16 protein-coding genes are annotated in these 16,157 nt (G+C 36.9%); all 16 read right to left on the bottom strand.

Annotated elements, in window-relative coordinates; translation table 11 throughout:
• Nucleotides 1-62: 62 nt before the first annotated feature.
• Nucleotides 63-398: a DUF3135 domain-containing protein gene (locus IX95_RS22625; RefSeq protein ID WP_038164231.1), complete on the bottom strand. Its 336-nt coding sequence runs from the start codon at nucleotides 396-398 to the stop codon at nucleotides 63-65.
• A 175-nt stretch (nucleotides 399-573) separates the two neighbouring features.
• Nucleotides 574-996: a GNAT family N-acetyltransferase gene (locus IX95_RS22620; RefSeq protein ID WP_038164229.1), complete on the bottom strand. Its 423-nt coding sequence runs from the start codon at nucleotides 994-996 to the stop codon at nucleotides 574-576.
• Between the two features lie 51 nt (nucleotides 997-1,047).
• Nucleotides 1,048-1,812: a hypothetical protein gene (locus IX95_RS22615; protein ID WP_038164227.1), complete on the bottom strand. Its 765-nt coding sequence runs from the start codon at nucleotides 1,810-1,812 to the stop codon at nucleotides 1,048-1,050.
• 90 nt (nucleotides 1,813-1,902) lie between these two features.
• On the bottom strand, nucleotides 1,903-3,321 hold the full coding sequence (locus IX95_RS22610) for a mannose-1-phosphate guanylyltransferase/mannose-6-phosphate isomerase (protein WP_038164226.1): 1,419 nt from the start codon (nucleotides 3,319-3,321) through the stop codon (nucleotides 1,903-1,905).
• Nucleotides 3,322-3,446: 125 nt separating this feature from the next.
• Nucleotides 3,447-4,577, bottom strand: a complete 1,131-nt coding sequence (locus IX95_RS22605; RefSeq protein ID WP_051912639.1) for a glycosyltransferase family 4 protein — start codon at nucleotides 4,575-4,577, stop codon at nucleotides 3,447-3,449.
• Between the two features lie 104 nt (nucleotides 4,578-4,681).
• Nucleotides 4,682-5,824, bottom strand: coding sequence for a glycosyltransferase family 4 protein (locus IX95_RS25720; RefSeq protein ID WP_051912636.1), 1,143 nt, complete (start codon nucleotides 5,822-5,824; stop codon nucleotides 4,682-4,684).
• Nucleotides 5,824-6,777 (bottom strand): glycosyltransferase, encoded by a 954-nt coding sequence (locus IX95_RS22595; protein ID WP_038164225.1) that lies wholly within the window; start codon nucleotides 6,775-6,777, stop codon nucleotides 5,824-5,826. The genes IX95_RS25720 and IX95_RS22595 overlap by 1 nt, the downstream gene beginning before the upstream one ends.
• Entirely contained in the window at nucleotides 6,770-8,155 is a 1,386-nt protein-coding gene (locus tag IX95_RS22590; protein WP_152562062.1) for a hypothetical protein, read from the bottom strand. Before IX95_RS22590 ends, IX95_RS22595 begins: the two co-directional genes overlap by 8 nt.
• A complete protein-coding gene (locus IX95_RS22585; protein WP_038164221.1) occupies nucleotides 8,052-9,251 on the bottom strand; it encodes a glycosyltransferase family 4 protein in 1,200 nt (399 codons plus the stop codon). The genes IX95_RS22590 and IX95_RS22585 overlap by 104 nt, the downstream gene beginning before the upstream one ends.
• Complete coding sequence (locus IX95_RS22580; RefSeq protein WP_038164220.1) at nucleotides 9,238-9,915, bottom strand: acyltransferase; 678 nt, start codon at nucleotides 9,913-9,915, stop codon at nucleotides 9,238-9,240. Before IX95_RS22580 ends, IX95_RS22585 begins: the two co-directional genes overlap by 14 nt.
• Nucleotides 9,908-11,224 (bottom strand): hypothetical protein, encoded by a 1,317-nt coding sequence (locus tag IX95_RS22575; protein ID WP_038164218.1) that lies wholly within the window; start codon nucleotides 11,222-11,224, stop codon nucleotides 9,908-9,910. Before IX95_RS22575 ends, IX95_RS22580 begins: the two co-directional genes overlap by 8 nt.
• On the bottom strand, nucleotides 11,217-12,401 hold the full coding sequence (locus IX95_RS22570) for a glycosyltransferase (protein ID WP_038164216.1): 1,185 nt from the start codon (nucleotides 12,399-12,401) through the stop codon (nucleotides 11,217-11,219). Before IX95_RS22570 ends, IX95_RS22575 begins: the two co-directional genes overlap by 8 nt.
• Nucleotides 12,398-13,507, bottom strand: a complete 1,110-nt coding sequence (locus tag IX95_RS22565; protein WP_038164214.1) for a DegT/DnrJ/EryC1/StrS family aminotransferase — start codon at nucleotides 13,505-13,507, stop codon at nucleotides 12,398-12,400. The genes IX95_RS22570 and IX95_RS22565 overlap by 4 nt, the downstream gene beginning before the upstream one ends.
• Nucleotides 13,507-13,935: a hypothetical protein gene (locus IX95_RS22560; protein ID WP_038164212.1), complete on the bottom strand. Its 429-nt coding sequence runs from the start codon at nucleotides 13,933-13,935 to the stop codon at nucleotides 13,507-13,509. Before IX95_RS22560 ends, IX95_RS22565 begins: the two co-directional genes overlap by 1 nt.
• 9 nt (nucleotides 13,936-13,944) lie before the next feature.
• Entirely contained in the window at nucleotides 13,945-15,090 is a 1,146-nt protein-coding gene (gmd, locus tag IX95_RS22555; RefSeq protein WP_038164210.1) for a GDP-mannose 4,6-dehydratase, read from the bottom strand.
• Complete coding sequence (locus tag IX95_RS22550; protein ID WP_038164209.1) at nucleotides 15,080-16,069, bottom strand: GDP-mannose 4,6-dehydratase; 990 nt, start codon at nucleotides 16,067-16,069, stop codon at nucleotides 15,080-15,082. The genes gmd and IX95_RS22550 overlap by 11 nt, the downstream gene beginning before the upstream one ends.
• Nucleotides 16,070-16,157: the final 88 nt, after the last annotated feature.

Genomic DNA, 16,157 nt, shown 5'->3' with positions numbered 1-16,157 from the left:
GAGAAGAATCGATAAATGATGATTGCACTAACTTTCAGAAGCACTGAGCTAAAACAATCTTTCTATCGCCATTCGTCCAAAGGAATGATCTGAGCAGTATTCCGAGATTCTTCTTCACTCACGTCACCATCAAGTATATCTCGAAACTTTACCATCTGGGAAACAAGCTCACGCATAAGCACTACGTTGGCATGGTTGGGGTTTTTGCAGCTTCTGACAACACGATCAATATGGCTCTGCTGTGCCCATAACCTACCTTGCATATCTTCAGAAGCAGACTGAATCATCTCTTCACACATATCTTTTTTAAAACGATTAAAGGCCTCAGGGTTATCTTGTGCCAAAGCCATTAGCTCATCAAAAGTGGGTAAGGTTTGATTGATTAATGTTGCGCTCATTATTGCTCCTTAGTGATGACAATTCTATCAACACCATAGAGAGAGCATAGATGAAGGATATGAGAAATGAAACACGTCGACCCTGACTTCTCAATTATGAGACTACATAATGTATAATCCTGGTTAAATATTTCGTGGACGATTCGTTCTACTAACGGTAGCGTTGTAAAACACTCTACTGAGATGGTTTGACATACTTCATCGCTACGAGTTGCTTCTTAAGGCTATAACGTTCAAACCGTCCTCTTAGCGAGCTAGGTAACTGACTCGCGTCAATCGTCTTGAAGTTATGTTGAGCATAAAATGTTTCTAGATTTGCGTAGGCAAAACAGAAGTCATGCTCCGATAAAACATACTGAGCGCAGTAACCCATCAACTGATGACCTAAGCCGCTTCCCCTGTGCTCTGGTATCACTAGCATTCCTGTTAGCAAACGGAATTGCTCAATATTTCTAAAACGAACCAGTGAGACGATTTGCTGCTCAATGGAGCCAACAATGGTCAACTCATCCTTTTTAGCCTTGCCTGAAGGATAGTGAACTTTATACAAGCGCGATACAAGGGGGAGCTTTATCGGATCGAGAGTTTCGATATTCATAATCCCTCACACGCCCAAAAATTGAAATACGGAGTATGAGAGGCCATAATTTTACTTCTCCAAAATATTACGGTATGAAATTCTTAATATTGAAATTAAGATCCCAACAAACATTCCGATAAATAAACCTAAAATAGCTAAGCGTCCTAAATGCTTATCGACCTTCTCGGTTTCTGGTGGAAGTAGGCCTTGAACCAATTCAGATTTCGAGTTTTCGAGAATATCCTTCTTATATAACTGCTGTATATACACAGTTTCGATATAATCCTGAACTTTTTCTCTTCCCGGCTTATCAACTAATGACTTGGTAGAATCAATAGCGATTTCTAAATCACGAATCTCTTTATTCTTGAGTGCAATATTTAGATTTTTATATAGCAATATAACTGGACTTAGCGCAGTATCTTTGGTGGCACCAAAATTTTCAATATAAATATCATCCAAAGAATAGGTAACAGAGGCATATTCAAACATATCCATATTAATAACTTCTTCTGAATTGCTTAGATAGTTTTCAATAAAACTTTGACTCAAAATATCGTTTGTAACGACAGGCAAACTGATACTTTCAGTGCCATAAAAGTTTCTATTAATCTCTAATTTTGCTGATGCGTGATAACTATCTGGTTGATTGTAAAAATATAATAATATTCCAGAAGTTATCAAGAAAACACTAATAAATACGGTTAACCTATCTTCCCATATAGCTAATATGCCAGCTTTAATATCGAGTTCGATTTCATCTTCATTAAAATCTGTTAGTTTCTCAGGAGTAGCTTTATGCTTGGTGGATACCTGAATCTCTTTCTCGCTCACAACATCTCCGATAAAGAATCAAAAAACATTAATGAGGCAGCTCACCGCTGCCTCTCTTTGTACAAAGTTAACGTCTAACGCTATCAAAACTTAATAGCCTTCGCCAACGTAATCTACACGAACTATATCATCCTCTTCTAGATAACCACCAGTCCTAACCTCTATGATCTCTAGAGGTACTTTTCCGGGATTCTCAAAACTGTGCAACACACCAACTGGAATATAGATAGACTCGTTTTCACTAACGATAGTGCTTTTATCTCCCTTATGAACTCTGGCAGTTCCAGAAACAACGACCCAGTGCTCCGAGCGATGATAATGAATTTGCTTTGCCGTTTTCTCTCCCGGCTTGACCAAAACTTTCTTGACATGATAGCGCTCACCCTCAGCTATTTGTTCGTGATGCCCCCACGGTCGGTAGACCTGTCGGTGACTAACATGCTCTGATCTATTCAGACTCTTGAGTTGGTTTACTACAGCTTTGTTTTTTTGCACTTCGTCCCTTTTTGCGACTAGAAGCGCGTCTTCTGTATCAACAATCACTAGATCACTCACGCCAATTGTCGCGACCAAACGCTTAGGAGCTAACACGTAGTTATTTTTACTATTAATAGAAATCACATCTGAAGATAAAACGTTACCCGATTCATCTTTTTCCGCCACCTCCCATAAGGAAGACCAAGCACCAACATCACTCCACCCAGCGTCCATTGGGACTACTTTAGCTCTTTGTGTTTTCTCCATAACAGCATAGTCAATCGAATCATCAGGACACTGACTGAACTCCTTTTCTGGAATACGAATAAAGTCAAGATCCACTGATGCTCCTGCTAGAGACCGCTCTGCTACCTTATAAATATCAGGTCGGAATAGTTTAAGCTCACTTAAAAATTTAGAAGCCTTAAACATAAACATTCCACTATTCCAATAATAGCTACCTTCCTTTAAATAATTTTTCGCCGTCTCTAGGTCAGGTTTTTCAACAAAAGAATTGACATCAAATGCTAGCGAACCAGCATGACCCTGTCCTCTTTTGATGTACCCATAACCTGTTTCTGCGGCCGTCGGTACGATTCCAAATGTCACTAGGTATCCCTCATTCGCGAGACTAGTAGCCTCTTCGACCGAGCGCTGGAATGCTTCTGTGTCCTTTATAAGGTGGTCCGCTGCCAGAACTAGCAAAAGAGGGTCATCGCCAGCTTGAATTGCTTTAAATGCAGCTAACGCCACAGCAGGGGCTGTGTTTCGCCCTACAGGTTCTAATATAATTCCACCATGCGGGATATTCATCTGATTCAACTGCTCTGCTACCAAGAATCTATGCTCTTGATTACAAATCAGACAAGAAGGTAAGTGCTCCAATCCTTTCAGTCTATTAATAGTCTCTTGAAGCATGCTAGCTTCGCCAGTCAACGAAAGAAACTGTTTGGGGAAATGTGTCCTGGACATTGGCCAAAGGCGAGAACCTGACCCTCCAGCCATTACCACAGGCAAAATTTTATCACTCATATTTAATCTTAAATTTTTCAAATAGATATCTTACTTTACTCATTGTGTTTTGACTGAAGTAAGAGTCAACAATTTCGAGCAAGATTTAAGAATCGAAGACTTAATAACCTACTAAACCACGCTAATCAATTAGAACTAAAAATACTATAGTACTTATTGACTATATCGCTATCTGCCAGTTTATTACTGATATAGTCTCTAACATTATTAGAACACTCATGAAAAGTTTCATTATCCATCATTGTAAGCCTGAATATTTCTCTTTTAAACTCTTCAGTATTGTTTAAATTTATAGCTCTACCTATACCAAGCTCTTCTATCTCATTCCAAGGTGTCTTATCACTAATCAAGGGTACCACTCCTGCCTGCATCGCTTCAACAATTGCATGACCGTAGTTCTCTCCCAAGGTCGGCAAGAAGAACGCATGATAGCTTTCGAGTGTCTTATGCACTTCAGAAGGCTGCACAGTCCCCTTGTAGTTCACTTTAATATGCTTGAATTTTTTCATTAGACTTTCGCAAACAGCCCAGTACGACATATCTTCTTGCGTACCAAAAATATCGAACCCTACTTCATCGTTATCAATGCTATCAAGCTTATTGAGGACTTCTAATGCAAAATTTAAGTTTTTCTTTTCAGATATCCTGGACAAAAAAACTATCTTTAGTTTTCCTTTCACTTTGTTCTTTTTATTTATCGGTAACAGTGATGAGGATATATTAGGAAGAACAAAAACTTCATTATCAAACCTTTGATTTATTTCTTTCCGTTCATTTTCTTCAGTCGCATGAAATATAACTCTTTCGTTGATTATTTTAATAAATCTAGCAAATACGATATAAGTATTTTTCTTTCTGCTTTTAATAGACAACGCCCCTTGAGACAACTCGCCTCTCGGAGCTAGTATGATCTTACAGTTAATTAAACCCAAGTAACTCAAAGTTAAAACCAATCTAGTAAACTTAGAGAAAAAGCTATTCAGATATATGGAATCAGGAGATATTTTTTCTATTTGTTTTTTTACCCTCAATAAAGTAACTTTAGACATATATGTTACATTATAACCATTTAGATAGACAGGTTCATCGAAACTAACATTTGAATAAGGCTTTGAATCATTAAAGTCATGATTAGTGGTCACAACATTAATATTCACTTTATCTTTCAACTCATCACATAAGTTAGAAATGGATTTAATCGGACCGCCAGCCTTATAACCGGGAAGGTAATGATTGGTAAAAAAAAGAACTTTCAATGTAATATATCCACCTTATTTGGCCAGGAAAAACATTAAAACCTAACCATTGTCAGATATTAAGTTATAATCAATTTAGTTTCTAATTTAAACATAAATATCGATTATTCTTCAGTAGAGTATAATTTTAGCAATCTACTAGTATAAGTATCTGGTCTCATCTGATACCCATCAAAAGTTCGTTTTGCATTGTCGCTCATAGTCTTCATTAATACTCTATCACCATTAAGCAGGTCGATTTTTTCACGAATCTGCTCTGAGTCACGAATATCTACAATAAATGACTCATAACCATCTGTAAGAAAGTCTCCCGCACCCACATTTTTTGTTACGATTACTGGTAACGAACAGGCCAGAGCTTCAAAGACCACCATGCCAAAACCTTCATCTATCGATGGAAGTACGAAAAGATCACATCGTTCATAAAAATCTTCCATGTCTTTTTGGTACCCGAGCACCTCTATAGTGTCGTCACCATCAATAAGAGACCAGATACACTCGACTTGCTTAAGGTCATTTATGGAAGCTTTTAACAGTAACTTCTTGTTGGGGATATCGAGTTCCTTCCATGCCTGAAGTAAATACAAGAAACCTTTTCTAATAACACTTCCACCAACCATTCCAACAACGAGACTGTCTTTATCAAAATCGCGATTATATGTACGTTTCGGGGTAAAATTCGCGTCTAGTGCCACGTTGTATAGCTTGTCCCTAGAAATACCTTCGGATAAAAATGATTCAAGAGTATAATTTGAACAAACCACTATTTTGTCAGCCAGCTCAAATTCTTGAATAGCTCGTTTATCAAACGACTTACTGTACTGCTTCCTCTCAACGCCAAGTTTTTTAGCTTCTTCATTGAGTAGTTTATTTTGAAAATTTGGGTGTGGACAAGATTTTTCCACAAAGACTATAGAACCATTTTTCTTTGCCTTTTTTATTGTATATAAGCCAAATGACGACCAGACATGAACGATATCTGCTTTTCTAATGATCAAACTCGTCATCAAATCAAAAAGCTTGACACTAGCTTCTCTAAATGAATTAGGTAATGAAATTTTAGTTATTGCAGTAAAAATATTCGCAACTAAAGGAACAAAATGTACGCGTTTAGCTTTCTCATCTTCAATATCCCATTTTTTTTCTGGAGAAGACGAATAAATGTGCACATCTTTTTGATATTTAAGAAGCGTTCTAGCCAACAGTGCAGCGTGGAATCGCGCACCAACTACAATATTCACTCGCATTAGACTCTACCCTTTGTTTTTTTATAAACATTAAAAAACGACTTAAACTCACCGTAGCTAAGTGCGATTTGCTCTAATGCATATACGTAGGACATTGTTCCAGTTTCCAGCCACTTATTTTTCTTAGAGTGTCTAGCTAATTTATACCCTTCATATACAAGAGGTAACACAGTAAGTATCACTGCAGCGCGCTTTGTAAGTTTCACAGTAGCGTATGCAAAAATCTTCGAAAATGACCAACGATCAATAAAACGTCTTACTTGAGGAGTTCCTTCCCCACGACCAACTCTGATATACCAAAACTCTTTGAACGTTGAAGGTGCGATATGGGGGATGACAATGCTTTCGTCATAAACTCCATTGCAGTTTTGTTCCCTCAGCTCGTCAATCAGCCTAACATCTTCGCCGGCTACAATAGGTACTATTTCATTTGAAGGGAATAAAGATGTCTTAAGAAGCATATCTCTTTTGACAGAAAACCCTTCGGTCCAAAAATACTTTATTGTTTCTTTACGCTTCTGATAAACACCTCGATAAACTCTATCTAACGCTCTTAACTCCAAAAAGCGTGAGTACGATTCATCGATATTCTTGATTTGATTGTAGCAAGCAACAGCATCATAACCATTCTTATAATGTTCGTCGATGCGTTTTAAATAATCTATAGGTAAGTGTACATCAGCATTAAGAATGACCAAAACATCACCTGAAGATGCTTTTATACCAATATTCCTTGCTTCACTTCTTCCCTTGCGCTCTTCAGGTTTAATTAGGGTAAGCTTATCACTAACATACTTACGGACTATATCTGGTGTACTATCATTTGAATCGTCAACAACTAAGACTTCGTAATTCTCGTAATCAAGATCAACAAGATGGTTAAGTGTTTCCTCAATATCATTTTCTTCATTGTAAGTAGGCACAACAATACTATATTTCAATGTGTTAACCATTGATAAACTCCGACACATCATATACGTAAACAGATCTAACACCATCATTCATTGTATCAATAGATACCTTTTTGCCATCGTAGGACCACTTTGGGTGTAGATCACATCTGTTTATCGTATTATCAAACTTTTTAATTGACTTTAAACAACCCAGCTCAATAACTTGGTTGCTGCTTTGGTTAAATAAGATTAGCTTTGCTAAACCCTCTGCATCTGGATAGGTATCAGTTATAATCCAATCGCAATCTACAGGGCAGTATGATGGATGACCATCTTTATTGAGTAATTCTACAGGTACTTTAGAGCGTTTTTTGCTCTTATCTTCGAACAATATATAACTGTCACCCGTAACCAAACTACTAATTTTTGAAGCACCGTCAATAGCATTACCTTTTACCAACTTTTTATATAGTGGCAATAGCGGCTTAATAAACAGCTTTACTATATTCTTATGTTTTCTCAATTTATTAATGTGGTTGGGAACACCACCCCAGCCAAATAACTCATAACCATTTTTCCAACAGTAATGACTCATTCTGCCACTGTCATTAAGAAGATAAATATCACTACCATTGACATTGGCCGTATATAATCGAGCGTAGATCCCACCATCATCCAACTTCCATCGATGAAAAAAAGCGAAACGAGTATTTCCTGGCGCTATCATTAAGTGCTCTACATAATGTGTAGCTCCTTGCATATTTTCAAGTGGCGAGATTTCAAGCAACTGCTCTATATCTATGATTTGTTTAACTTTACCACTCTGAGTGTCAAGATGATAAACCCCATCACCTTTTACTAACTTTTTATTCTTTTCGTTGTTGCTAACCCCATCGTAACTGTAAGCTCTTCTCACCCAATGATGCCTTTCATTATCAATACACAATGCGAAGGAGCTATCACTACTAAGGGTATATATTGATAGAGGTAAGGTCGTCTTATCCAAAGTATTTATGTCCAAGACGACGGAAGAAAACTGGCCATCGATTAAGTCGTTGTAAATGACTTTAGTATTTTTGTCACCATACCACTGCAACATACAGCCTTGTTGCCAATTAAAGGTTTTTGTCTGAGCCAAAACATGGAAATGTTCACTATTCAAAGACAAATCAAAATAACCTATTTCAGCCGCCATATGCTTATCAGGCAAATCATCAAACGAGTCAACTCTTAAGGCTAAATGTTTTGTTCCGTCAGCACTGATAGGCGACTTGTCATAATAGCCAAAAAAGTAGTTTCCACCAGATTTAAATACTGGCGTTAGTTCCAGTGATTCATTTTTTTGAAGCATAGTCAATTGCGTCCAATATCCCAATAACATTTGATTTGTAGTTCCATTCGGAAATAATCTCCAAAGATCGTTGACCCATTCTTTCAATAAGCTCTCTATCTTTCTGAAATCCATCAATTTTCTTAGATAATGTATCAATATCGCCAACAGATATTACGTGTCCATTATCTTCTTCAAAAACTAGGTCTCTCGCGGTACCTACAACCTCTGTTACAATAACAGGCAAAGCGAAGTTCATCGCCTCATTCATCGCTTTCGGAGAAGGGTCATAATCTGAGATAACAATGTTAAGATCGGCAATAGAATAGTAGGCAGATATCTCGCTTTGGTTTCTAAAACCTACGAAAACAGCATTTATTTTGTGTTCTGCAGAAAACGATTCCATATTGGCTCTTTCCGGACCGTCTCCAACAAAAAGCACAGTGATTTTGGAGTGATCAATTTTGGTAAGAGATTGCAAAAGATCTAGAGGCCTTTTCCGCTGTGTAAACCTTGCTGAAAAGAGTACCACCATATTATCCTTATCAATCCCTAGCTCATCTTTTAAGCTCGCTTGACTATTTAGGGTGAGTTGCTTTTGTTCCTGAAAATATTCATTATTTACAGCACAAGGAATAGAAAAAAGCTTCTCTTCATCAACACCATAAAATCTCAAATACTCTTTATTTCCAGAACAACTATACAGAATAGAATCACAATAACCAAAAAATCTCTTAAGAACCGCTCTCTTTACTCGTTGTTTGATATTTGAAGCATTTTCGATACCTCTTAAAACTGACTCACCACGCCAAATAACTTTCTTTTTATTCATTTTTGCCGCAATTAATGTCATCCAAGCAGTCAGGCTTTCGTAACCATGAATCAAAACGGCGTCATAATTTTCACTTTTTATCTCTTGGAAAACGCTAAAATTTACTCTTGATAAAAATCCAGCCCTAGAATCTCGTGCATAGTTTTTGAGAAACTTATACTTATACCCTTCCAACAAAAAAGGAACATCAGGCTTAAAAGTTACGTTAGTTTCTTTGAAGTACACATCTCTGAGAGATAAATCATCACCATATAATACAGTTAGGTCCATATCTAATTTATTATCAACAATATAGGACTCCATTTCTCTGAATATCGGAGTTTGATACATGATAGGATGTATTGCATATACAGCCAATTTATACTTCTTCATCGACAAACCTATTTTTTACTTTCTTTGCTGGGCTGCCAGCAGCGTAGCTGTTCTCTTCAACGCTTTTCAAAACAACGGAATTGGTCGAAACAAAACTATTTCTACCAACAAGTCCACCAAATATGATTACATTCAACCCAATCCACACCCCTTCTTCTAAAATAAGTGGTGATTCAATACAGGATATATTCTCGCTTTTCACCATTGAATTTGCGTAAGTGATCGTAGTCGGATTTTGAGGGTCATTGGGATAATGAGAAAATGAGTAAAGGCTAACACGCGCAGACGTCGTAACTCTATCTTTTATGGTAATACCACCATAACCTTGAATAATATTGTAGGCACCAATTGAAACTTGATTACCAATCTTAATGGTACCTATTTCAATATCTTGGTGGGGTTTTTCTTTTTTAATAAGAATTCTGTTGTCTATTTTTTCATTAATGGGTCTGGAGGTAACAATAGAATAAGGAAGGAACCATACATCATTTCCTACCTCTATATTCTCGGGGTTCTGAATAATTACACCAATATCAATTCTTACATTTTTACCACATTTTTTGAAACGACGCTTGTAGTACTGATAACGAATCCGCTGTCCTAAACCGCCAGGAATATTAATAATCAAGTACTCTATAATTGAAAAAAATATATTCTTAATCATTTTCAATAATCACCCACTTTGATTTTCCTGAAACAGTTTTCTCAATTCCCTCGACTTGAAAAAAATTAAATTGTTTCCTCTCTATCTTTCCAAATACTCGCTCTATTTCGGTAAAAAAGCTTTCTCTAATAGATAGATTAGTTGTCAGACTGACATAATTAATGACAATAGATAAGTCTTTCTTCTGTATAATTTGAAAGTTGATCACACCATTAAGAGATTTCATTAGATGAGTAAATAACTCACTGTGCACTTGTACAGTGTTCCCATCATTTATGATTTTCAACAAGTCATTAGAACGCCCTAGGATCTTGACCATCGAGAGCACTGATTCATTGTATACACCTTTGACTTCGATAATGTCGTCAGTTTTATAGTTGATGAGCGGAAAAGCTCGATCGTAGAGCGTGGAAATACTTAGTATGCCATCTTTATCTTGTGTGGCGATGAAGCTATCCCAAAATACAGTCAGGTTGTTTGTTTGCTCTTTTGAGTAAGCAATAACCCCGCACTCTGCCATGCCATATTCTATTATCACATTGTTTTTAAAGGCACGTGACACAATCTCTATATCATAGTCACTAACTGTTTCTGAAGTGCAAATTATTCCTTTTAGCTTGGATTTTTTTCCGACTGGAAGCTTATTCGCAACAATAAGTTTAGATAACTTAGAAATAATAGAAGTATAACCAATAATTGCAGTCGGATTAATATTTTTTATATCGCTAATATTTTTTTCAAGTGTAGATTCAGTCATATTGTAAGCACTGAATCTTGTTGTATTAATTAAAAAATCAAACAACAATCTCTTGTAGCAATTAATTTTGCCTTTCAGCCCATTACCAAATAGATGCGAGTGTCCCCAAAACATTAATATCCCGTCTAAGGGTTTAATTCCCCACCAGTGCTTACCAAGATAAGTATTAGCATACTCTATCTCTTTTTGTAGTTTATTGGTTGGATATTTCGTGGGTTCTCCAGTACTACCCCCAGTAGATATGGTTTGAATTTTTTCCAAGTCTTTAAATACTAAGTCCTTATGTATCTGAATATCTCGCTTGGTTAAATTCGGAAAAATTTTAATATCTTCAACGCTATTTACGGAGTTTGGAAGTTGATGCTCTTCTTTCCAATATTTATAAAAATCGAAGTTTTCATAACAGTACTTCCAAACACCATTAAATTTTTCCACCTGATGATTATAAATATCAGCATCTTTTCTAATGCTTTCATAAAGATCTATCTTATTTTTTAGTAGATGGATTCTTTTTTTGAAAACAGTCAAATTCAAGATAGCTTTCTTAAGCATTGCTTTTATCCAGAATACGTGAAATTTCCTTGCAGTAGTTAAGCCAAGTATACTTTTTGAGATATTTTTTAAGTTCAGACTTACTTATTGTAGGTTTTTCTTTAAGTGCTAATGATAGGGTAGGAAGCGTACTCAATTTGTCTGGTTTAGTAGTATATAAATACTTAGAGTCACATAAAAATGGATCTGCATCTGTTTCGTCACTCAAAACAACTTTAGTATTCATTACTAATGCTTCATACATGGTAATTCTATAGTCAGCCCAGTCTATAGAAACAAACAAGTCTGCCATTGAATACCAGTCAAATAATTCTTCTTCCGGAATAAACCCTAAAAAATCAACATTTTTTTCTATTCCTAAATCTTGAGTCTGCTTTTGCAAGTTTTCTAACTCAGGACCTCTACCACCAATCAATAAAATTGACTCTGGTTCAATTTTAATAAAGTCAGAAAAAGCAGCGAGTAACTCATCAAGTCGCTTGTTTTCATCTAGCCTAGCGATGGAGAGTAACTTGTGCTTGTAACAAGAATACTCAGAAAAGTCTTTTTTAGGTTCATAATCAAAAGTAGATTCGTTTAATGCACCACATAAAACGTTAGAATCAATGCCAAACAAAATATTTTTTTCATTTTTAGCATAATTTGATAACACAAAATTGTGTTCTGATTTCTTAATGCTAAGAATGGAAAAGAAGGCCCTAGCATTGATATATATTTTCTCAATGAGAGACATCTCTTGATATATTTTTTTAAACCTTGAAGCGCCAAAGTTACTTTTGAGCATTGATTCGAAGTGTTTAATTTGAAATATAGAGTATTTGTCTGTTTCATTAAACGACATAAAGGAGGGGTGGTGTATATGCAAACTATATTTGTAGCTTACGAATAAATTAGCTAGATACATCTCAATAAATCCAGAGGCACAGAGATAAATAGCATTTTTATTACGCTTGATATAGCGAATATAGTTTCGCATCGCGGTATACCACTGCTGCCCCAATATAACCTTATCATTGGGGTCAATGGCCTCTCCAAATAGTGCCTCATCTTTAATATCAAAGGATACGATATCAACATCGTATCCTAGTTTTTTGAAGCTCAAGTATTCGTTTATTAATAAGCGTTCAGCACCACCAGGCTCCACTAATCGCTTGTAAAACAAAACAATTTTCTTCACTTCTTCAGTACCTTATGTAAAACTTCGGATACTTCTAGAATATCTTGTTCAGTCAATGCAAGACCACTTGGAATGTAAAACCCACGATTGTAAAGGTCGACACTATTCTCTAGATCCTCATCCAGAAATAGGCCCATATTATTCAATACTGGCTGTTTGTGCATTGGATAGAAAAATGGTCTTGTTCCAATTTTATGCTTGGCAAGTTCGTTCATAACTTCTTTTGCCGTTTTGCCGTATTCTTCTTTCAAAGTAATCGCATAAACCCAGTAGATATTTTCACAATAGCTGGTTTTTGGGATTGGAAGATTTATCGTATCTAAATCAGCCAGTAACTCATTATATCGACGGCCAATCCAACGTTTCTTTTCAACTATCGTGTCAATCTGCTCCAACTGTGCAACCCCTAAGGCCGCTTGCATATTGGTCATACGATAGTTCCAACCAAACTCTTCATGAATAAACCTATCTTCAGTAAAACATAAGTTTCTCAAAAGTTTAGATCTTTCATAAATGCGCTCATCATCAGTAACAACCATCCCACCTTCACCTGTGGTTATATGCTTGTTGGGATAGAAGCTAAAAATACTGACATCACCAAAGCTTCCACATGGTTTGCCCTTGTATTCTTGACCATGCATCTCAGCAGCGTCTTCTATCACTTTTAGGCTGTATTGGTTTGCTAACTCTAAAATAGGATCTACATCAACCGTCAGTCCATAGATATGCGCAATCATGATGGCTTTGGTTTTGGGAGTGATTTTTTCTTCTACTTTCTCTGTAAGCATATTGAAAGTATGAGGATCACAATCAACAAGAACAGGTGTCAAGCCTTGCTGTACAATAGGCTGAATACAAGAGATGATAGTAAACGTGGGTAAGATCACTTCATCGCCGGGTTTTAGGTCAAGAGCCTTTATCGCGATATCTAAAGCAGCCGAACCATTAGAACAAGCGACTGCATGTTTCCTACCCACATAAGTGGCCATGTTATCTTCAAATTTAGATATAAATGGGCCTTCACTGCTTATCCAGCCAGTTTCTACACACTCTGCTAAGTATTTTTTTTCATTGCCATTAAGTAACGGCGTGTTCACTGGTACCATTATTTAAATTCCACATCTGAGTCGTTTACGGATTCAAAACGCACTTTGTCATGCTCACCAGCATAGGGCCCTTGTTTCACTTCAATAATTTCACTGTCTTCCAACATTTTGAAACCATGACCACCATAAGCCAACAAAACGACATCTCCAGCCTCAACCACTTTACTAAGCAAATAAGACTTTTCGTCATCGTAATAATCAACTCGTACTTTACCACTTTTAATGACAAGTACTTCCTGAGTAAAGTGCACATCTCTGTGCACTTTGTTGTGAACATGAGGAAGGATCTCGTGGCCTTGTCCGCGATTCATATACGCTAATTGCTGAGAATAATCATCTGGGGTAAAAAACTCTATCCCTTCAGACTTATAGTCCGCACGTATTATAACCGACAACAGAGTTCCATCATGGTAAATGTTTTCGATCATTCCGCTTACCTATTCGAAGTGGTGTGGAGCGTGGTACCCACCATCTAGCAAGTACTGATTCTTGACCATCAGCTTAAGATCACTCTCCATCATGTCATCAACCAAGTCTTGAAGGTTAAACTCACGCTTCCATCCAAGTTTCTGTTCAGCTTTTGTAGGGTCACCCAGTAGTAAGTCCACTTCTGTTGGACGGAAGTATGCCTTATCAACACAAACAACCACTTGGTCAAGTTTCAAATGAGAAGTATCAATATTTCTTTTTTCAGCAGTATCGGCGTCAATTGAGTCGATGATACCAACTTCGTCAACACCTTCCTTTTCAAATCTCAGACCAATACCGGCATAAGCAAAGGAAAACTTAACGAAGTCTCTTACAGTTGTTGTTTGACCGGTAGCGATAACCCAATCTTCAGGAGTGTCAGACTGAAGAATCATCCACATCATACGTACGTAATCTTTGGCATGTCCCCAATCACGCTTAGCATCGAGGTTACCTAGATAAAGCTTATCTTGTAGTCCAAGTGCAATCTTTGACGCTGCGCGCGTAATTTTACGAGTAACAAAAGTTTCGCCACGTACCGGGCTTTCATGGTTAAACAAGATGCCATTACAAGCAAAAATATCATAAGCTTCACGATAGTTTACCGTAATCCAATATGCATACATCTTGGCTACAGCATAGGGGCTGCGAGGATAAAAAGGCGTGGTCTCACTTTGAGGTATTTCTTGAACCTTACCATAAAGCTCAGAAGTAGACGCCTGATAGACTTTAGTTTTTTTCTCTAATCCAAGAAGCCTTATCGCTTCTAGGATTCTGAGAGTACCTGTTCCATCTGCATTGGATACATATTCAGGAGTTTCGAAAGAAACAGCAACATGCGACATGGCAGCAAGGTTATATATTTCATCGGGCTGTGTCTCTGCGATAATGCGGGTCAAGTTCATTGAGTCCGTCATATCACCATAATGCAGAACTAGTCTCTCATTGTCAGCATGTGCACCTTTATATAGATGGTCAATGCGATCAGTATTGAATAGAGAGCTTCTACGTTTTATACCGTGTACCATATAACCTTTTTCTAGGAGAAACTCAGCTAAATATGAGCCATCTTGTCCCGTGATACCAGTAATCAAAGCAACTTTTCTATTTACCACAATTCTTCTCTCTATTTTTTAACTCTAGATTTATCATCTCTTTAATTGTTTCATCAAGAGGTTTCTTAGGATACCAACCTAACTCGCGTCTAATCTTACGATTATCACCACACAGATCTATTTTTTCAGGCTCTCGGTAAAACTTAGGGTCAGTTTTCACGTAATCTCTATAGTCGAGCCCCAGTTCTGAAAACGCAGCTTCAACAAATTGTCTTACGCTGTGGAGTTTCCCTGTAGATATGATGTAATCCGTTGCCGTTTCATTTTGAAGCATTAGATACATAGCGTCTACGTAATCTGGAGCATAACCCCAGTCCCTTTTTGAATCCAAATTGCCCAATTTTAATTCCTTTTCAAGCCCTTGAGCAATATTAATAGCTGAACGTATTATTTTTCGGGTCACAAAACGAGTATTTCTTCTCGCACTTTCATGATTATACAAGATACCTGTACAAGCGAAAATACTCTCTCTCTCTCGGTAGTTTCTCATTAAGTGGTATGCTGAAAGTTTGGATATTCCATACATTGTTTTGGGGTTAAACACCGATGTCTCTGATTGTGGGCATTCAAGTGCATCACCAAACATTTCAGCACTTCCTGCAAAAAAGAATTTACAACTTTTTTTGTAATTCTTAATCGAGTTAAGTAAATGGTAGGTAGGATTAAAATTACTTTCCATAACCGACAGTTCTCCTTCAAAGGAGTAACTAACGAAACTAGAAGCAGATAGATGATAGCATTCATCTGGCAAAACAGTTTTAAATATTTCGACTAAACAATTACTTTCATCAAGATTTGCCTCGTAGAGGCATACTTGATCAAGTATTGACGCTATATTCGCCAATTTAATGTCGTCACCCTTCACACCTCTACGAACAACTCCATGAACCTCGTATCCTTTGCGCAAGAGAAGTTCAGCTAAAAAGCTTCCATCTTGGCCATTTATGCCTGTTATTAGCGCAACTTTATGTTTTTCCATCTAACTGAAGTCTCTAATTTAAATCTAGAAAACACATCACATATTCATTATTTATCTAAATCACACTATATTAGCACCTTCAGTTATC

The sequence above is a fragment of the Vibrio sp. B183 genome (assembly GCF_000740665.1).
GTDB classification, from domain to species: domain Bacteria; phylum Pseudomonadota; class Gammaproteobacteria; order Enterobacterales; family Vibrionaceae; genus Vibrio; species Vibrio coralliilyticus.
The sequence above is the reverse complement of the archived record's forward strand: the minus strand, read 5'-3'. Positions and strand labels throughout refer to the sequence as shown.

Coding starts and splice junctions, on each gene's coding strand:
- IX95_RS22610 (WP_038164226.1), bottom strand. CDS start 3,321: ATGAGTGATAAAATTTTGCCTGTGGTAATGGCTGGAGGGTCAGGTTCT.
- IX95_RS22550 (WP_038164209.1), bottom strand. CDS start 16,069: ATGGAAAAACATAAAGTTGCGCTAATAACAGGCATAAATGGCCAAGAT.
- IX95_RS22580 (WP_038164220.1), bottom strand. CDS start 9,915: ATGATTAAGAATATATTTTTTTCAATTATAGAGTACTTGATTATTAAT.
- IX95_RS22620 (WP_038164229.1), bottom strand. CDS start 996: ATGAATATCGAAACTCTCGATCCGATAAAGCTCCCCCTTGTATCGCGC.
- IX95_RS22625 (WP_038164231.1), bottom strand. CDS start 398: ATGAGCGCAACATTAATCAATCAAACCTTACCCACTTTTGATGAGCTA.
- IX95_RS22595 (WP_038164225.1), bottom strand. CDS start 6,777: ATGGTTAACACATTGAAATATAGTATTGTTGTGCCTACTTACAATGAA.
- IX95_RS22585 (WP_038164221.1), bottom strand. CDS start 9,251: ATGAAGAAGTATAAATTGGCTGTATATGCAATACATCCTATCATGTAT.
- IX95_RS25720 (WP_051912636.1), bottom strand. CDS start 5,824: ATGCGAGTGAATATTGTAGTTGGTGCGCGATTCCACGCTGCACTGTTG.
- IX95_RS22565 (WP_038164214.1), bottom strand. CDS start 13,507: ATGGTACCAGTGAACACGCCGTTACTTAATGGCAATGAAAAAAAATAC.
- IX95_RS22575 (WP_038164218.1), bottom strand. CDS start 11,224: ATGCTTAAGAAAGCTATCTTGAATTTGACTGTTTTCAAAAAAAGAATC.
- IX95_RS22560 (WP_038164212.1), bottom strand. CDS start 13,935: ATGATCGAAAACATTTACCATGATGGAACTCTGTTGTCGGTTATAATA.